This window comes from Micromonospora sp. NPDC047521, from assembly GCF_055587305.1.
Genome location: NZ_JBVJGN010000020.1, coordinates 16742 through 30302 on the forward strand (window position 1 = coordinate 16742; position 13561 = coordinate 30302).

A 13561-nucleotide genomic window follows, 5' to 3' on the forward strand; every position below is an offset into this window, starting at 1 on the left:
CGGGCTCAGGCGGTGTCGCCGGGAACGAGGTGGCGGTATCCGGGGATCGTCTCGCCGAACCAGCCGGCGACGCTCGCCAGGCCGCGCTCGTTGAGCTGCGCGTCGTGGATCGGGTACGCCCGTTCGGCGCCCACCGCGTGGGCGAACCGGATCGCCTCGTCGAGCCGCATCCAGGACCCCTGCGCCGGGACGAGCAGGGTGTGCACCGGCTCGTCCGGCACGTGCAGCGAATCGCCCGGGTGGTAGAGCCCGTCACCGATCAGGTAACCCAGGTTGGGGCAGTCGGGCTGACCCTCGTGGATGGTGGCGTGCCGGCCACCGTGGGCGCTGACCTCGATCCCGGCCGCAGTGAAGCGCTGCCCCACCCGCACCGGGGTCACCGGCAGCGGGGCGAGGTCGGGCAGGCGGGCGCCCTCGGGGGCGTACACGGGGACACCGAGGCCGGCCAGCCGCAGCACGTCCACGTGGTCGGTGTGCTCGTGGGTGACCAGGACGGCGTCGGCCCCGGCCAGCGCCCGGGGCTCGCTCCAGGTGCCCGGGTCGACGACGAGCACCCCACCGTCGTGCTCGACCCGGACGCAGGCATGGGTGAATTTGGTGATCCGCATCCGGCGACGGTACGTCGCGCCGCCCCGGGGTATCGCCCACCCATGCCTCAGCGATACGAGAACTACCCGAGGATCGCCGTGGTCACCGGCGCGGACTCCGGCATCGGCAAGGCCTGCGCGGTCGCCCTGGCGCAAGCCGGCTTCGACATCGGCATCACCTGGTACGGCGACCCGGACGGCGCCGAGCGGACCGGGACCGAGGTCCGCGCCACCGGTCGACGCTGCGAGGTGGCCGAGGTGGACCTGACCGGCCTGCCGGACGCGGCCGAGGTGGTGGACGAGCTGGCCGACCGGCTGGGCGGCATCGGCGTGCTCGTCAACAACGCCGGCACCGGCGCCTCGACGCCGTTCGTCGACACGGGGTGGGAGCAGTGGCGCGAGGTGCTCGCCGTCGACCTCGACGCGCCGTTCCTGTGCGCGCAACGCGCCGCGCGACGGATGCGGGCCGGCGGCCTCGGCGGACGGATCATCAACATCACGAGCGTGCACGAGCACGCACCCCGGGTGGGCTCCGCCGCGTACTGCGCCGCCAAGGGCGGGCTGGGCCTGCTGACCCGGGTGATGGCACAGGAGCTGGCCGCCGACGGGATCACCGTCAACGCGGTCGCCCCCGGCGAGATCGCCACGCCGATGACAGGTCAGGAGGACGTCGACCCGTTCACCGAGCGGAGGCCGGGCGTACCTGTGGGTCGGCCGGGTGACGCCCGGGAGGTCGCCGCCGTGGTCGCCCTGCTCGCCTCCCCCGCCGCCGCGTACGTCACCGGGGCGTCCTGGCCTGTCGACGGCGGCATGCTGCTGATGGGACCACAGGCGAACGCCCTCACCACCGACGACTGGCGCCAGGTCTGAACGGACGGGCGGGACGACCCGGCGCGGCCGGTCGCGAAGGGGACAGCGGGCGGCAAAGCGGGCACGTATCCTCCGCATTCCGGTGATCGGCGGTGGCGTCGACCGACGGCGAAGGGGGAACCGGATGCCCGGGTGGGCTGGTCGGGGTGGCCGCCAACGACGTGCCCTGCTCGTCGGCGGGCCGCTGCTCGCGGTGGCGGTCGTGATGCTGCTGGCGGCCTGGCGCAGCAGCGGCTTCCTCAGTGACCTCCTGCTCAACCTGGGTGCCAGTGTGGTGCTCGCGGCCATCTCGTACGTCATCTTCGACCCGCTGTTCGAGGAGGCCCGCAAGGCGCGGGTGCAGGAGCACCTGAGCTTCGACCAGCAGGCCTTCGTCACGCGACTGCACCGCTCCGCCCGTCGGGTACGCATCCTCGACACGTGGACGATCCTGCTGGAGCAGCGGCACCGCGAGGAGACCCTTACCGCGGTACGCGCGGCGCTCACCAACGGCGCCCAGGTGCAGTTGCTCCTGCTCGACCCGGACTGCACCGCCGCCCAGCAGCGCTCCGAGGAACTGGAGCGGCAGCGGGTGGACGTGCCGCGACAGATCCGTACCAATCTGCGCCACCTGGCCGCCTTCGCCGACACCCTCGACGCCCGGCTGCGACACCGGTTGCAGGTCCGGCTCTACGACGCGTCCCCGTCGATCCAGCTCTACCAGTGGGACGGGCGTGCCCTCATCTCGTTCTTCCCGATCGGGAAACTCTCGTTCAACGTGCCCCAGCTGGAGGTGGACATGGACAGCCCGTGGGGCGGGTTCGTGCACGCCCGGTTCGAGGAGCTGTGGGAGCACCCGCAGGCCACCCTGGACCTGGAGCGGTACTTGTCGGTGGCGGTCACACTGCGCCACGACGACCTGGACGTGGTCGAGGTGCGGGTGCCCTACGTGACCGTGGACGGGCAGCACTGGGTCGACTGCAGCGGTTTCCGGGTGACCGGGCCGCTGACCGTGCGGGCCGTGCTGCCGCCCCGCGCGCCGGGGGCAACCCCCGCGGTGTTCGAGCTGGCCGAGCCGGTGGACGGGGACCGTACGCCGGCCGCCGTCGTGGCACGGCAGTTCGACCAGAAGTACGGGCACGACGGCGGGGAACGGGCGATCCGCCGGCTGGTGCCGTCACCCGGCGGTCCCCGTACGCCGGCACCCCGCTCCTCGGCGGCCGGCGACACGCACGGACGGTGACCCCCGACCGGTCGGACGGGTCGGCACGCGGGACAATCGGGGCACCCGCGTCCGTTGGCGAAAGGAACGTCCCCCGTGCCGTCCAGCCCCGCACCGCCGCCCGGCTCGGCGCAGTTGCGCGCCGACTGCGGGCGCTGCTTCGGGCTGTGCTGCGTGGTGCCCGCGTTCGCCAGGTCGGCGGACTTCGCCATCGACAAGCCCGCCGGGAAGCCCTGCCCCAACCTGGGCGCCGACCACCGCTGCGGCATCCACACCGAGCTGCGGCAGCGCGGGTTCCCCGGCTGCACGGTGTTCGACTGCTTCGGCGCCGGGCAGCAGGTCGCCCAGGTCACCTTCGGCGGGCGGGACTGGCGCGACGCACCGGAGACGCTGCCGGCGATGGCGGAGGCGTTCACCGTGCTGCGCCCGCTGCACGAGCTGCTCTGGTACCTCACCGAGGCGGTCGCGCTGCGCCCGCCGGCCGACCTGCGCGCCGAGCTGGACCGCGCCCGCGCCGAGATCGCGGCGCTCACTGTGGGGGATCCCGCGCGGCTCCGCGCGGTGGACGTCGCCGCGCAGCGGGAGCGGATCAACCCGCTGCTGTCGCGGGCCAGCGAGGCGGCGCGTTCCCCGGGTGGCCCGGACCACCGCGGCGCGCCTCTGCTCGGGGCCGACCTGCGCCGGGTCGACCTGCGCCGGGCCAACCTGCGCGGCGCGCTGCTGGTCGGCGCCGACCTGCGCGGCGTCGACCTGGGCCTGGCGGACGTGACAGGCGCGGACCTGCGCGGCGCCGACCTGCGGGGCGCGGACCTGCGCACGACCCTCTTCCTGCACCAGGCCCAGCTCGATGCCGCGCGGGGAGACGTCCGCACCGGGCTGCCGGCGACCCGCACCCGGCCGGCGCACTGGACGGCACTCGCGCTCACCCCGGTGGGCCAGGCGTCGCGGGCCGGCGGTCGCGGCCGACGGAGCCGGCACCGCTGAGCGCGAGGTTTCGGCCCTGACCACGCCGGGTAGCCACCGCCGACGCGGTACGGCATCGACGGGGGGCACGGCGTGGGCTACCGAAAGCGCGACGGTGAGCTGCCGGCTGACCCGGCACATGCCGAGGACGAGGCGGGCCAGGTGCCGTTGGTGCAGGTCGAGGCCGACACCGAGGTCCCGCCGCCGGACGACACCGACGTGCCACCGGACATCGTGACCGAGGACAACAGCTCGGGCATGACCGGCGGTTCGTCCGGCAGCAGCGGAGGCGGGTCGAGCATGCCGGGGCATCCGGACGCGACCCGCTGAGGGCGGGCCCGGCGCGGTTTCAGCGGCTGGCCAGCGCGCCCCGCGCCTCGGTCATGCCCTTGTTGGCGAGCCGGTCGGCGCGCTCGTTCTCCGGGTGCCCGTTGTGCCCCTTGACCCACAGCCAGGTGACCTGGTGCCGCTCGCAGGCCGCCTCCAGTCGCTGCCACAGGTCGGCGTTCTTCACCGGTTGCTTCGCGGCGGTCAGCCACCCGTTGCGCTTCCACGACGCGAGCCAACTGGTGATGCCGTTGCGCACGTACGTGCTGTCGGTGTGCAGCTCCACGGTGACCGGGCGGTTCAGGCTCTCCAACGCCTGGATGGCCGCCATCAGCTCCATCCGGTTGTTGGTGGTCGGGGTGGCCTCGCCGCCGCACAGCTCCCGTTCGTGGTCGCCGTAGCGCAGCAGAGCACCCCAGCCGCCGGGCCCCGGGTTGCCGCTGCACGCCCCGTCGGTCCAGATCTGTACGCCCCTGCCGGCCGCCGCGTCCACCATGCAGGCGAACCTACCGGGCGGCGATGCCACGCCCGGCGCTCGGGGGGCCGCCACGCCGGGCGGGGCCCGCTAGGGTCGGCCGGATGGATCGACACGTCACGTTCGACCGCCTGCACAACTTCCGCGACCTCGGTGGTTACCGCACCGACGACGGGCGTACGGTGCGCTGGCGCCTGCTCTACCGCTCGGATTCCCTTGGCAAGTTGAGCGGCGGTGACCTGGACCGGTTCCGGGCTCTGGGGGTCGGCACGGTCATCGACCTGCGGTACCCGTGGGAGATCGCCGCGCGCGGCCGGGCACCGGAGATGGCGGGGCTCACCTGGCACAACCTCAGCGTCGAGCACCGTCCCTACGACCAGGCGACGATCGACCCGGCGCTGGACCCGTGGCGCTACCTCGCCGACCGGTACGCCGAGGTCGCCGAGGACGGGGTGGACGAGCTGCGCCAGGCGCTCGAGGTGATCGCCGCCGCCGACGGTCCGCTTGTCTTCCACTGCGCCTCCGGCAAGGACCGCACCGGCCTGCTGGCAGCGCTGCTGCTGGCGGTGCTCGGGGTGGACGAGGACCAGATCGCCGCCGACTTCGCGCGCACCGAGCTGGCCACCGAACGGCTGGTCGCCGACTGGCGGGCCCTGAATCCCGACCGTGAGCTGCGGTGGCCGGGGTACGGGCGGGCGCCGGAGGCGATCATCAGGCACTTCCTGGCCGACCTGACGGCCACGCACGGCTCCGTCGTCGGGTACGTGACCGACCGGCTCGGCGTGGACGAGGCGCTGACCATTCGGCTGCGCGAGCGTCTGCTGGACCACTGAGTCGGCGCGGCCACCGATAATCACGCGCGCTGCTCCGGCCGGTCTGCCAGAGTCGATCGTCATGGACGACGGGAACTGGGACGGCCTGCGGGCCGAGGTGCGCCGGCGGATCGACGAGCTGATCGCCGCCGGTCGGGAGTCGGGTGTGCAGGTCGCCGCGTACCTCGACGGTGAGCCGATCCTGGAGGTGCACGCCGGGCTGGCCGACCGGGCCACCGGCCGGGCGTTGACCGCCGGCACGCCCGTCTGGAGCGCGTCCACGGGCAAGGCGTTGACCGCGACTGTGGTGCACGTGCTCGTCGAACGCGGGGAGCTGGACTACGACCTGCGGATCGCCGACGTGTGGCCGGAGTTCGCCAGGCACGGCAAGGGCGGCGTCACGCTGCGGCACGCGCTCACCCACACGGCGGGAGTCCCCGTGCTCCCGGCGGACGTCACGCCTGAGGACTTCACCGACTGGGACCGGATGTGCGCCCTCGTCGCCGACGCGGAGCCGATCGCCGGGCCCGGGGAGCTGAAGGCGTACCACGCGTGGACGTTCGGCTGGCTGGTCGGCGAGGTGGTCCGCCGGGTCACCGGCCGGCGAGTCTCGCAGGTGCTCGCCGAGGACGTCGCCGGCCCGCTCGGGGTACGCGACGAGCTGTACCTCGGGGTCCCGCCGACCGAGCTGAGCCGGCTGGCGCGGGTCGAGGACCGCAACCTGTCCGCGCTGTTCGCGTACGCCGGCGCGAACCTGCCGAACTTCGACCGGGTCGCCCCGCCCGGTGTGCGCCCCGGCGCGGAGATCGGCGCCCGCGCCGATGTCCTCACCGCCGACGTGCCGGCCACCGGCACGATGACGGCCCGCGCCGCGGCCCGGATGCTCGCCGCGCTTATCGGCGAGGTGGACGGCGTCCGGCTGATCTCGCCGATCCGGCTGCGCGCCGCCACCACCCCCGACCTGCCCGGCCCGGAGTGGGTGTTCGGGCAGGAGGGCACCTGGGGCCTCGGGTACGCGGTGGATCCCGACGGCTCGTTCGGCGCGGCCGGCAGCGGTGGCAGTCTCGCCTACGCCTACCCCGGGTTGGGGCTGACCGTCGCGGCGACGAAGACACTGCTCGGTGCCGGCGACGGTGACCCGATGGAGGACCTGCGGGTGCTCGTCCGCGACGCGGTGGCCGCCCGGCGCTGACCTGCCCGGATCAGCTCGGCGGGATCGTCGGCGCGCCGCCCACCACTGCCGCCGGGATGGCCGGCGCGGGCCGGGTGGGGCGCAGGCGGTCGCGCAGTCGGTGCGCCGCGTCGCCGGCCGTGGCGGTGATCATCGGCAGCAGCCGGGTGGAGTTCATGATCGCGACCTCCTCGGCCGGGGTGGTGACCCCGTCGAGGAAGCGCAGCACCCGTTCGGCGGGGTTGCGGTCGAAGAGCCTGTCGAAGAACTCCGGTCCACCGACCCCACCACGGTCCAGCGCGCGCAGCGCCACCGCGTCCATCCAGCGGTGCCGGCGCGGGTACGCGGGTGCCGGCACCGGTGGGCGACCGGCGGCGAGCGCGCGGGCCACCTGGTCGGCCTGGCGGTACATGGCGGAGAAGGTGAACCCGGTGGACGGCCGGGTCGCGCCGCCGGCCGTGCCGAGGCGGACCACCCGGGGTGTCGGCCGGGCCGGGAACGGCGCGTCGGTCATCGGGATCACCCCGTTCTCCACCTCGCGTACCCGCAGCCCGGCCGGGTCCAACCCGAGCAGGTCCCGGTACGCGGCGAGCGCCGTGTCGTAGCCGGCGTCGGTGAGCAGTTCCGGGGAGAACTCGGTGTACTCGACAAGGGCGTAGCGGTCGCTGACCGGCAGCACGTACCCGAACGAGACGCCCCGGGGCGGCTGCGGGGTGCGGAAGTCCATCAGCACGGCCCGCTCCGGGTCGAAGACGGGCCGGTCGGCCTCCAGCCACCAGCCGCGGAAGTGCTGCAACCAGGTGGTACGACCCGCGCGCGCCGGTGGACGGGGGCGGGAGTCGAGCACCCAGCCGGCCCGTACGACCGATCCGTCGCCGGTGCGCACCACCACGCGGCTGCCGTCGTCGGTCACCGCCTGGGCGGGCGCGACGATCCGGGTGGCGCCCAGGCGGTGCTCGGCTTCGGCAGCCCGGTCGTAGACCGGGCCGGAGCGGAGCATGGCGTACCGCAGCGGGGTGAGGTCCAGGACGCGGCGCCGCGCGGGCGTGGCCACCTCGACCTGCCGCCAGCTCGCGCTGAGCAGCGGGTCCAGGTCGTCGTGCGGGCTGCCCCAGAACGCCCAGGTGCGGTCCTGGCCGCGTCGGCGCACCGGGTCGACGACGGCGATCCGCAGGTCGCGGACGTGGTGCCGGTCCAGTGCGGCGAGCAGCAGCGACGCGGCGCCGCCGCCGCCGAGCAGCGCGAGGTCGACGTCGAGTGGCGCGGAGTCGGTCACCCGCACCACGCTGCCACACGGCCCCGCCCTGTTCCGCGCCGCATCCGGCACCGTTGGGACAGGCGACGCGATACCTCGCCATCGGCCCAGCGACGACAGCTTGCCCGCAGGAGACATCGACGGAGCACCGGTGCCGGTCGGCCCGTCCGGGCCTTTGGGCAGCTCTCCCCGCCTTCGGGTGGACACGTGACGGCAACGAGGATTTCTCATTTTCACCGGATCGAGGTCCCAACCCACCTAGTGTTGGGCACACCGGTGCTAGTCACGGAGTTGGCCACCCGAACGACGTCCCACGCAGTCAGCGGACGAAAAGTGAGGGAAGACGCGTATGAAGGTCTCAACAGCACTCTGCTCAGCGGCGCTCGGCGTGGGCCTCGGCACGCTCCTGCTGCCAGGCGCCGCGCTGGCCGACACCACCGTGTCACCGGCCACCACCCCGGTCGGTGGAACCGTCGTGCTCACCGCGACGACCTGCAACCCGAAGTCGGGTGACGCCCTCTTCCGCGTCACCGGCCCCAACCGCGACCAGAACGTCCGATCCACCACGGCCGCCGCCGGCGGCGGCCTGAGCGCCGAACTCTTCACCGCCGGGTTCACCCTGGGCACGTACACGGTGGCCGCCACCTGCGGCGACGGCAGCTCAGCCGGCAGCGCCACGTTCACCGTCACGCCGATCGGCGGCGCACCTGCCGGCTCCGGCGGCGACAGCCGCGACACGGGCGCCCTCGCCGCCGGCGGCACGCTGCTCGGCACCGCCCTGGCCGGCGCGGTGGTCCTGTTCCGCCGGCGCCGACCGGCGTCCGCCGTCGCCTGACCGGCGACCCGCTCCATCCCTGAGGACGGGTGCCCGTGCCGGTGACACCGGCGCGGGCACCCCGACGATCCCGTACGGAGGCACGCACGTGTGGTGGCGGCGGACCCTGCCAGCCGTGGTCGCAGTGCTCGGCGTGACCGGGCTGGGGCTGATCACCGTCGGCCTCACCGCCGACCCGGCGCGGCCACCACAGCCGCCGGCCCACGCGCCGACCCGCACCCACCCCGCGCCGGACCTGCCGCCCATGTCGCGCTCCGCGCCGGTCCGGGTGCGGATACCCGCCATCGACGTACGCGCCGAGATCGTCCCCGTCGGCGCGGACACCGCAGGGGTGCTGGAGGTGCCACCCCTGGACCGGCCCGCCCTCGCCGGCTGGTACCGGCACGGGGTCAGCCCCGGCGAGACCGGCAACGCCGTCCTGGTCGGACACGTCGACTCACCCACCGGCCCGGCGGTCTTCTTCGACCTCGGTCGCCTGCGCGCCGGCCAGGAGATCGAGGTCACCAGGGCCGACGCCCGGGTCACCACGTTCACTGTGGACGACGTGCGCGCGTACCCCAAGGACCGGTTCCCCACCGCGCTCGTCTACGGCCCGGCGGACGTCGCAGCCCTGCGTCTCATCACCTGCGGCGGGCGCTTCGACGCCGCCACCGGCAACTACGTGGACAACATCGTCGTCCTCGCCACCCGCACCGCCTGAGCCCTGCCGCCCGCCTGTCGCACGCCCGACCCCGCTGGGCAGAATGCGGTGACACGATCGGTGATCGGGGCGGTACGGCGGCGACGGGGGCACGCGGTGGCGGACGGGCGGACGGTACGGGACCGGGCCGGTCGGGGCGTACGCGCGCTGGCCCGTCGACTGCTCGGACGCGCCGAGGACGACTCCCCCACCCCGCGCCTGTCCAACCCGGACGCCGTGGTCGACTGCGCCGTCTACGTCAACGGACGACGGGAGCCCGGCCGCCCGCACTACGCCGACGCGTACACCCGGGCCCGGCGCGGTCGTGACGCCTTCGTGTGGCTGGGCCTGCACGACCCGGGTCCGGCGGCGCTCGCCGCGGTGGGCCGGACCTTCGGCCTCGACGAGCTGACCGTCGAGCAGGCGCTCGCCGACGGGCACCGGCCGACCGTGCAGCCACACGGGCCGGTGACGTTGCTGGTGCTGCGCACCGCCGGGTACGTCGAGCACGACGAGCTGACCGACACCTCCGAGGTGATCGACACCGGCGACGTGATGGTGCTGCTCGGTGACCGGTTCGCCATCACCGTGCGGCACGGCGCCGCCGGGGCGCTGCGCAGCGTACGGGCCGACATCGAACGCCGGCCCGCGCTGCTGGCCGCCGGCCCGTGGGCGGTCGCGTACGCGGTCTGCGCCCGGATGGTCGACTCCTACCTGGAGGTGGCCGGGCATGTGGAACGGGACCTGGAACGGGTCGAGGAGGCCGTGTTCGCCCGCGACCGCTCCGCCGACATCCAGCACATCTACCAGCTCAAGCGGGAGGTGGTGGAGTTCAAGAGGGCGGTCCTGCCGTTGCAGGCGCCGATGCGCACGCTGCTCACCCCGGACGGCCCCGCCGGCCCGCCGCGTACGCTGCACCGCTGGTTCGTGGACGTCGACGGTCGGTTGAGCCGCGCGGTCGACCGGGTGGCCGCGTACGACGACCTGCTCACCTCGATCGTCCAGTCCCGCCTGGCGCAGCTCGCGGTCGAGCAGAACAACGACATGCGCAAGATCGCGGCGTGGGCTGCCATCGCGGCGACCCAGACCGGCATCGCCGGCATCTACGGCATGAACTTCGAGCACATGCCGGAGCTGGCCTGGCGTTACGGCTACGCGGGCGCCGTGGCGCTGATGGCGGCGGCAGCCCTGGCCCTGTACCGCCTGTTCCGGCGCTCCGGCTGGCTCTGACGGCGGCGGCCCGCCGTGCTCACCGGTGGCGGGACAGGAAGGCGCGGATCCGGGCCCGGGGGTTGTCGGTCAACTCCGGGCCGTGGGTGAAGGCGGCCGTGTCGTACTCCAACTCGCCCAGGACGTGGGCGGTCTGCCGCGTCATCCGGAAGTCGCTGCACAGGATCTTCGGTGAGTAGCGGACCCCGAGCACGTTGAACAGCGCGTCCCCGGTGATCAGCAGGCGGGTCGGCTCGTGCAGCAGCGACACGTGACCTGGCGAGTGACCGGGCGTGTGCACCACCCGCAGGCCACCGCCGACGTCCAGCACGTCGCCGTCGGCCAGCGGCTGCGCCACCTCGACCGCCGGGAACCGGCCGTCGGCGACCCGGGCGAAGAACCGGCCGCCGGTCACCGCCGGGTCACCGGTCGGCGAGCGGCCCTTCTCGGCGTACGGCACGTCGGCGGTGTGCGCCGAGACCGGGGCGCCGGTGCGGCGGGACATCTCCGCCGCGCCACCCGCGTGGTCGGGGTGCGCGTGGGTGAGCACGATCCGGGTGACGTCCGCGGGCACCTTGCCCATCGCCGCGAGCCCCCGCACGATCCGGGCCGGCGCCTTGGCCAGCCCACAGTCGACGAGGGTGACACTGCCGTCGTCGTCGACGAAGGCGTACGAGTTGACTGCCGACCGGCCCACCGTGGGGATGCGCCAGACGTCGGGGGCGAGCGGCACGGCGGGCGAGCGCGTCATGCCGCGAGTCTAGGGACGAGCGTCAACCCCTCGGCCAGCGTCGGGGCCCGCGGACGGGTGCGGCAGGATGAGGGCGTGGGCAAGGGTGGTGCGCGGCGGCGGGCGAACGCGACAACGGGGCGGGCCTGCCCGTGCGGGTCGGGGCAGGCGTACGCGCACTGCTGCGCCCCGGTGCACGGCGGCGCGGCGCAGGCCCCGACGGCCGAGGCGTTGATGCGGTCCCGGTTCAGCGCCTTCGCCCTCGGCGACTCCGGCTACCTGCTGCGCAGCTGGCACTCCTCGACCCGGCCGGCCCTTCTCGACCTGGACCCGGGGCAGCGGTGGACCCGGCTGGAGATCGTCGACACCGAGCGGGGCGGCCTGCTCGACAGCGCCGGCACCGTGACGTTCCACGCCCACTACCGGGATGCGGGTCGGCCCGGCACGCTCACCGAGCACAGCCGGTTCGTCCGCGAGGACGGCCGGTGGGTCTACCTCGACGGTGACCAGCGCTGACGCCGCCGTCGGCGCGTCGAGGGCCGGGTCGGCGTCCCGCGCGGGAAGCTGACCGGAGCCCACCGAGCTGAACGGAGACCTCCGATGACCATGACGTTCATCAACCTGGCGGTGAGCGACCTGACCCTCGCCGCCGAGTTCTACGGGGCGATCGGCTTCACCAGCGACCAGACCGCGCCGGCCGGCGACAGCATGATGCTCACCATCTCCGACACCACCCGGCTGATGCTGCACGTCCGCTCGGCCTTCGAGGCGTACACGGGGGTCGCCGCCACTGACACGGCGACCAGCCGGGAGGTCATCGTGGGGCTGTCGGCGCAGAGCCGCGAGCAGGTCGACGAGTTGGTCGACCGGGTCGCGGTCGCCGGTGGGGAGCCGCTCGGCCCAGGGGTCGCCGACGGGCCGATGTACATGCGCGGTTTCCGGGACCTCGACGGCCACCAGTGGTCGTTCCTGCACCTGGCGAGCTGAGCGTGCCGCCCGGCGACCGGAAGAGGCCGCCGCCGGGCGGCGCTCAGGTCGACCCGGGCGCGGCGGCGACGGGCACTGCCGCCGAGCGCCGGCGGCGGCGCAGCAGGACCACTGCCACGACGAGGTACGGCCCGGCCGTCACCGCGAAGGCCACCGCGTTGCCCAGTTCCGTGGCGAGAAGGCCGTAGACCGCGTACATCCCGATGACCAGCAGGTCGGTGGCCATCCCGGCGAGCGACGTGACTGTGGCACGGCTGTCGCCGGTGATCCGGGCCTGGAGCCGCGCGTCGGCCAGCACCGTGGCCAGTTGCGCGGCTCCGAATGCCACCGCGAGCAGCACGAACCCGGCCGGGTGCCGGAGCAGGGCACCCCCGGCCAGCGCGACACCGACCAGGCCCAGCAGCGCCGCGTAGCCCCGGGCGCCCCACCGCTCCCCCACCGGGGCGAGCAGGCCGCCGACGGTGACCCCGGCCCAGAGCAGCAGGAGCAGCAGCGGCACGGCGCGCGGCCCGACGCCGGTGTCCAGGGCCAGCAGCGGGGTGTACTCGTCGAGGGCGCCCCAGTCGGCGGCGACCACGGCGACCAGCAGCACGGCGGAGCGCACCGGCGGGCGGGTACGGACCTGCGCCACCCCGGCCCGCAGGGTGTCCCACCAGCCCAGGTCACCATCGTCGTCGGGTGCGGCGGGCACGGCGCGGTGCTCCGGGAACCGCGCGGCGACAGTCGTGGCGAGCAGGCAGGCCAGCACGCTTGCCGCACCCACCGCCGGGTAGCCGCCGGCCGCGAGCACCGGACCAGCGAGCACCCCGGAGAGCACCACTCCCAGCACGCCCGCCGTGCGGGCACGCCCCAGCACGCGGGCGTACCGGTCGGCCGCGCCGAGCCGGTCCATCTCGGTCCAGACCAGCGCCTCCAGCGCGCCGGAGACCAACGCGCCGCCGGCCCCCCAGAGCAGGAACCCGACCGCGAACGCGGGGTACGACGGCAGCAGCACCCACAGCGCGTACCCGCCGGCGGTCACCAGCGGGGCGAGGCACAGCAGCAGCCGGCGGGACACCACGTCGGCCCACGCGCCGGACGGCACCTCGAACAGGATGCCGGCCGCCGACCAGAGGACGAAGAGCGACGAGATCTGCCCCACCGACAGCCCGGTGTCGGCGAAGAACACCACGTACAGCGGGTAGAGCAGGACGAGGTCACTGAGGAACGCGTACCCGTAGAGGGTTGTCGTCAGCCGGCGGAGCGCCGGGCCGGGCACGCGCGAGGTCGTGTGGATCATCTGGCCTTCCCGTGGGAGTCGAGACGAACACCGGACATGCGGTGTCCGTGGCGGTCCACGGGATCGGCCTACGCCGCTGGATCAACATCGCCAGGTCATGTCGGCGATGCTAGACAAGCCTCCCGGCCCCGGCCAGCGTTTTGGGCATGGCGTACGACGAGGCGGGGCGGGATCTTCCGGG

The 13561-nt window shown here is 74.3% G+C and carries 16 protein-coding genes; 11 read left to right on the forward strand and 5 right to left on the reverse strand.

The window, feature by feature from the left end:
- Nucleotides 1–5: 5 nt before the first annotated feature.
- The gene (locus ACZ6N8_RS28805) at nt 6–608 is read right to left on the reverse strand and encodes an MBL fold metallo-hydrolase (RefSeq protein ID WP_466013880.1); all 603 of its coding nucleotides are present in this window, start codon (nt 606–608) and stop codon (nt 6–8) included.
- Nucleotides 609–650: 42 nt separating this feature from the next.
- On the opposite strand from ACZ6N8_RS28805, the gene ACZ6N8_RS28810 reads away from it, so the two are divergent.
- From ACZ6N8_RS28810 to ACZ6N8_RS28825, 4 genes are all read left to right on the forward strand, one after another.
- Nucleotides 651–1457 carry an SDR family oxidoreductase gene (locus ACZ6N8_RS28810; RefSeq protein WP_466013882.1) on the forward strand — a complete coding sequence of 269 codons (807 nt, stop codon included), beginning with the start codon at nt 651–653 and terminating at the stop codon, nt 1455–1457.
- A 124-nt stretch (nt 1458–1581) separates the two neighbouring features.
- On the forward strand, nt 1582–2679 hold the full coding sequence (locus ACZ6N8_RS28815) for a DUF5919 domain-containing protein (RefSeq protein ID WP_466013884.1): 1098 nt from the start codon (nt 1582–1584) through the stop codon (nt 2677–2679).
- 75 nt (nt 2680–2754) lie between these two features.
- A complete protein-coding gene (locus ACZ6N8_RS28820; RefSeq protein WP_466013886.1) occupies nt 2755–3642 on the forward strand; it encodes a pentapeptide repeat-containing protein in 888 nt (295 codons plus the stop codon).
- Between the two features lie 72 nt (nt 3643–3714).
- Complete coding sequence (locus tag ACZ6N8_RS28825) at nt 3715–3951, forward strand: preprotein translocase YidC (RefSeq protein ID WP_139582895.1); 237 nt, start codon at nt 3715–3717, stop codon at nt 3949–3951.
- A gap of 19 nt (nt 3952–3970) precedes the next feature.
- Here the strand turns inward: ACZ6N8_RS28825 and rnhA are convergent, their stop codons facing one another.
- On the reverse strand, nt 3971–4444 hold the full coding sequence (gene rnhA / locus ACZ6N8_RS28830; RefSeq protein ID WP_466013888.1) for a ribonuclease HI: 474 nt from the start codon (nt 4442–4444) through the stop codon (nt 3971–3973).
- Nucleotides 4445–4527: 83 nt separating this feature from the next.
- Between rnhA and ACZ6N8_RS28835 the strand changes: the two genes are divergently transcribed.
- Complete coding sequence (locus ACZ6N8_RS28835; protein ID WP_466013890.1) at nt 4528–5256, forward strand: tyrosine-protein phosphatase; 729 nt, start codon at nt 4528–4530, stop codon at nt 5254–5256.
- Between the two features lie 61 nt (nt 5257–5317).
- On the forward strand, nt 5318–6427 hold the full coding sequence (locus ACZ6N8_RS28840; protein WP_466013892.1) for a serine hydrolase domain-containing protein: 1110 nt from the start codon (nt 5318–5320) through the stop codon (nt 6425–6427).
- Between the two features lie 10 nt (nt 6428–6437).
- On the opposite strand, the gene ACZ6N8_RS28845 is transcribed toward ACZ6N8_RS28840, so the two are convergent.
- Nucleotides 6438–7682: a lycopene cyclase family protein gene (locus ACZ6N8_RS28845; protein WP_466013895.1), complete on the reverse strand. Its 1245-nt coding sequence runs from the start codon at nt 7680–7682 to the stop codon at nt 6438–6440.
- Nucleotides 7683–8010: 328 nt separating this feature from the next.
- Here ACZ6N8_RS28845 and ACZ6N8_RS28850 point away from each other — a divergent pair, with 328 nt between their 5' ends.
- The 3 genes from ACZ6N8_RS28850 (at nt 8011) to ACZ6N8_RS28860 (ending at nt 10405) form a co-directional block, all read left to right on the forward strand.
- Nucleotides 8011–8496: a hypothetical protein gene (locus tag ACZ6N8_RS28850; protein WP_139582903.1), complete on the forward strand. Its 486-nt coding sequence runs from the start codon at nt 8011–8013 to the stop codon at nt 8494–8496.
- Between the two features lie 88 nt (nt 8497–8584).
- Nucleotides 8585–9196: a class F sortase gene (locus ACZ6N8_RS28855; protein ID WP_466013897.1), complete on the forward strand. Its 612-nt coding sequence runs from the start codon at nt 8585–8587 to the stop codon at nt 9194–9196.
- A gap of 48 nt (nt 9197–9244) precedes the next feature.
- Complete coding sequence (locus ACZ6N8_RS28860) at nt 9245–10405, forward strand: magnesium and cobalt transport protein CorA (RefSeq protein ID WP_466013899.1); 1161 nt, start codon at nt 9245–9247, stop codon at nt 10403–10405.
- Nucleotides 10406–10424: 19 nt separating this feature from the next.
- On the opposite strand, the gene ACZ6N8_RS28865 is transcribed toward ACZ6N8_RS28860, so the two are convergent.
- Nucleotides 10425–11135, reverse strand: coding sequence for an MBL fold metallo-hydrolase (locus ACZ6N8_RS28865; protein WP_466013901.1), 711 nt, complete (start codon nt 11133–11135; stop codon nt 10425–10427).
- Nucleotides 11136–11210: 75 nt separating this feature from the next.
- Between ACZ6N8_RS28865 and ACZ6N8_RS28870 the strand changes: the two genes are divergently transcribed.
- Together ACZ6N8_RS28870 and ACZ6N8_RS28875 are read left to right on the forward strand one after the other, a co-directional pair.
- The gene (locus tag ACZ6N8_RS28870; protein ID WP_466013902.1) at nt 11211–11630 is read left to right on the forward strand and encodes a YchJ family protein; all 420 of its coding nucleotides are present in this window, start codon (nt 11211–11213) and stop codon (nt 11628–11630) included.
- 84 nt (nt 11631–11714) lie between these two features.
- On the forward strand, nt 11715–12101 hold the full coding sequence (locus ACZ6N8_RS28875) for a VOC family protein (RefSeq protein ID WP_466013904.1): 387 nt from the start codon (nt 11715–11717) through the stop codon (nt 12099–12101).
- Between the two features lie 43 nt (nt 12102–12144).
- Here the strand turns inward: ACZ6N8_RS28875 and ACZ6N8_RS28880 are convergent, their stop codons facing one another.
- Nucleotides 12145–13380: an MFS transporter gene (locus ACZ6N8_RS28880; RefSeq protein ID WP_466013906.1), complete on the reverse strand. Its 1236-nt coding sequence runs from the start codon at nt 13378–13380 to the stop codon at nt 12145–12147.
- Nucleotides 13381–13561: the final 181 nt, after the last annotated feature.

Bases quoted from the DNA above. Each gene is read 5' to 3' on its own strand.
- ACZ6N8_RS28805 (WP_466013880.1), bottom strand. From the start codon at position 608: ATGCGGATCACCAAATTCACCCATGCCTGCGTCCGGGTCGAGCACGAC.
- ACZ6N8_RS28810 (WP_466013882.1), top strand. From the start codon at position 651: ATGCCTCAGCGATACGAGAACTACCCGAGGATCGCCGTGGTCACCGGC.
- ACZ6N8_RS28815 (WP_466013884.1), top strand. From the start codon at position 1,582: ATGCCCGGGTGGGCTGGTCGGGGTGGCCGCCAACGACGTGCCCTGCTC.
- rnhA (WP_466013888.1), bottom strand. From the start codon at position 4,444: ATGGTGGACGCGGCGGCCGGCAGGGGCGTACAGATCTGGACCGACGGG.
- ACZ6N8_RS28835 (WP_466013890.1), top strand. From the start codon at position 4,528: ATGGATCGACACGTCACGTTCGACCGCCTGCACAACTTCCGCGACCTC.
- ACZ6N8_RS28840 (WP_466013892.1), top strand. From the start codon at position 5,318: ATGGACGACGGGAACTGGGACGGCCTGCGGGCCGAGGTGCGCCGGCGG.
- ACZ6N8_RS28850 (WP_139582903.1), top strand. From the start codon at position 8,011: ATGAAGGTCTCAACAGCACTCTGCTCAGCGGCGCTCGGCGTGGGCCTC.
- ACZ6N8_RS28865 (WP_466013901.1), bottom strand. From the start codon at position 11,135: ATGACGCGCTCGCCCGCCGTGCCGCTCGCCCCCGACGTCTGGCGCATC.
- ACZ6N8_RS28875 (WP_466013904.1), top strand. From the start codon at position 11,715: ATGACCATGACGTTCATCAACCTGGCGGTGAGCGACCTGACCCTCGCC.
- ACZ6N8_RS28880 (WP_466013906.1), bottom strand. From the start codon at position 13,380: ATGATCCACACGACCTCGCGCGTGCCCGGCCCGGCGCTCCGCCGGCTG.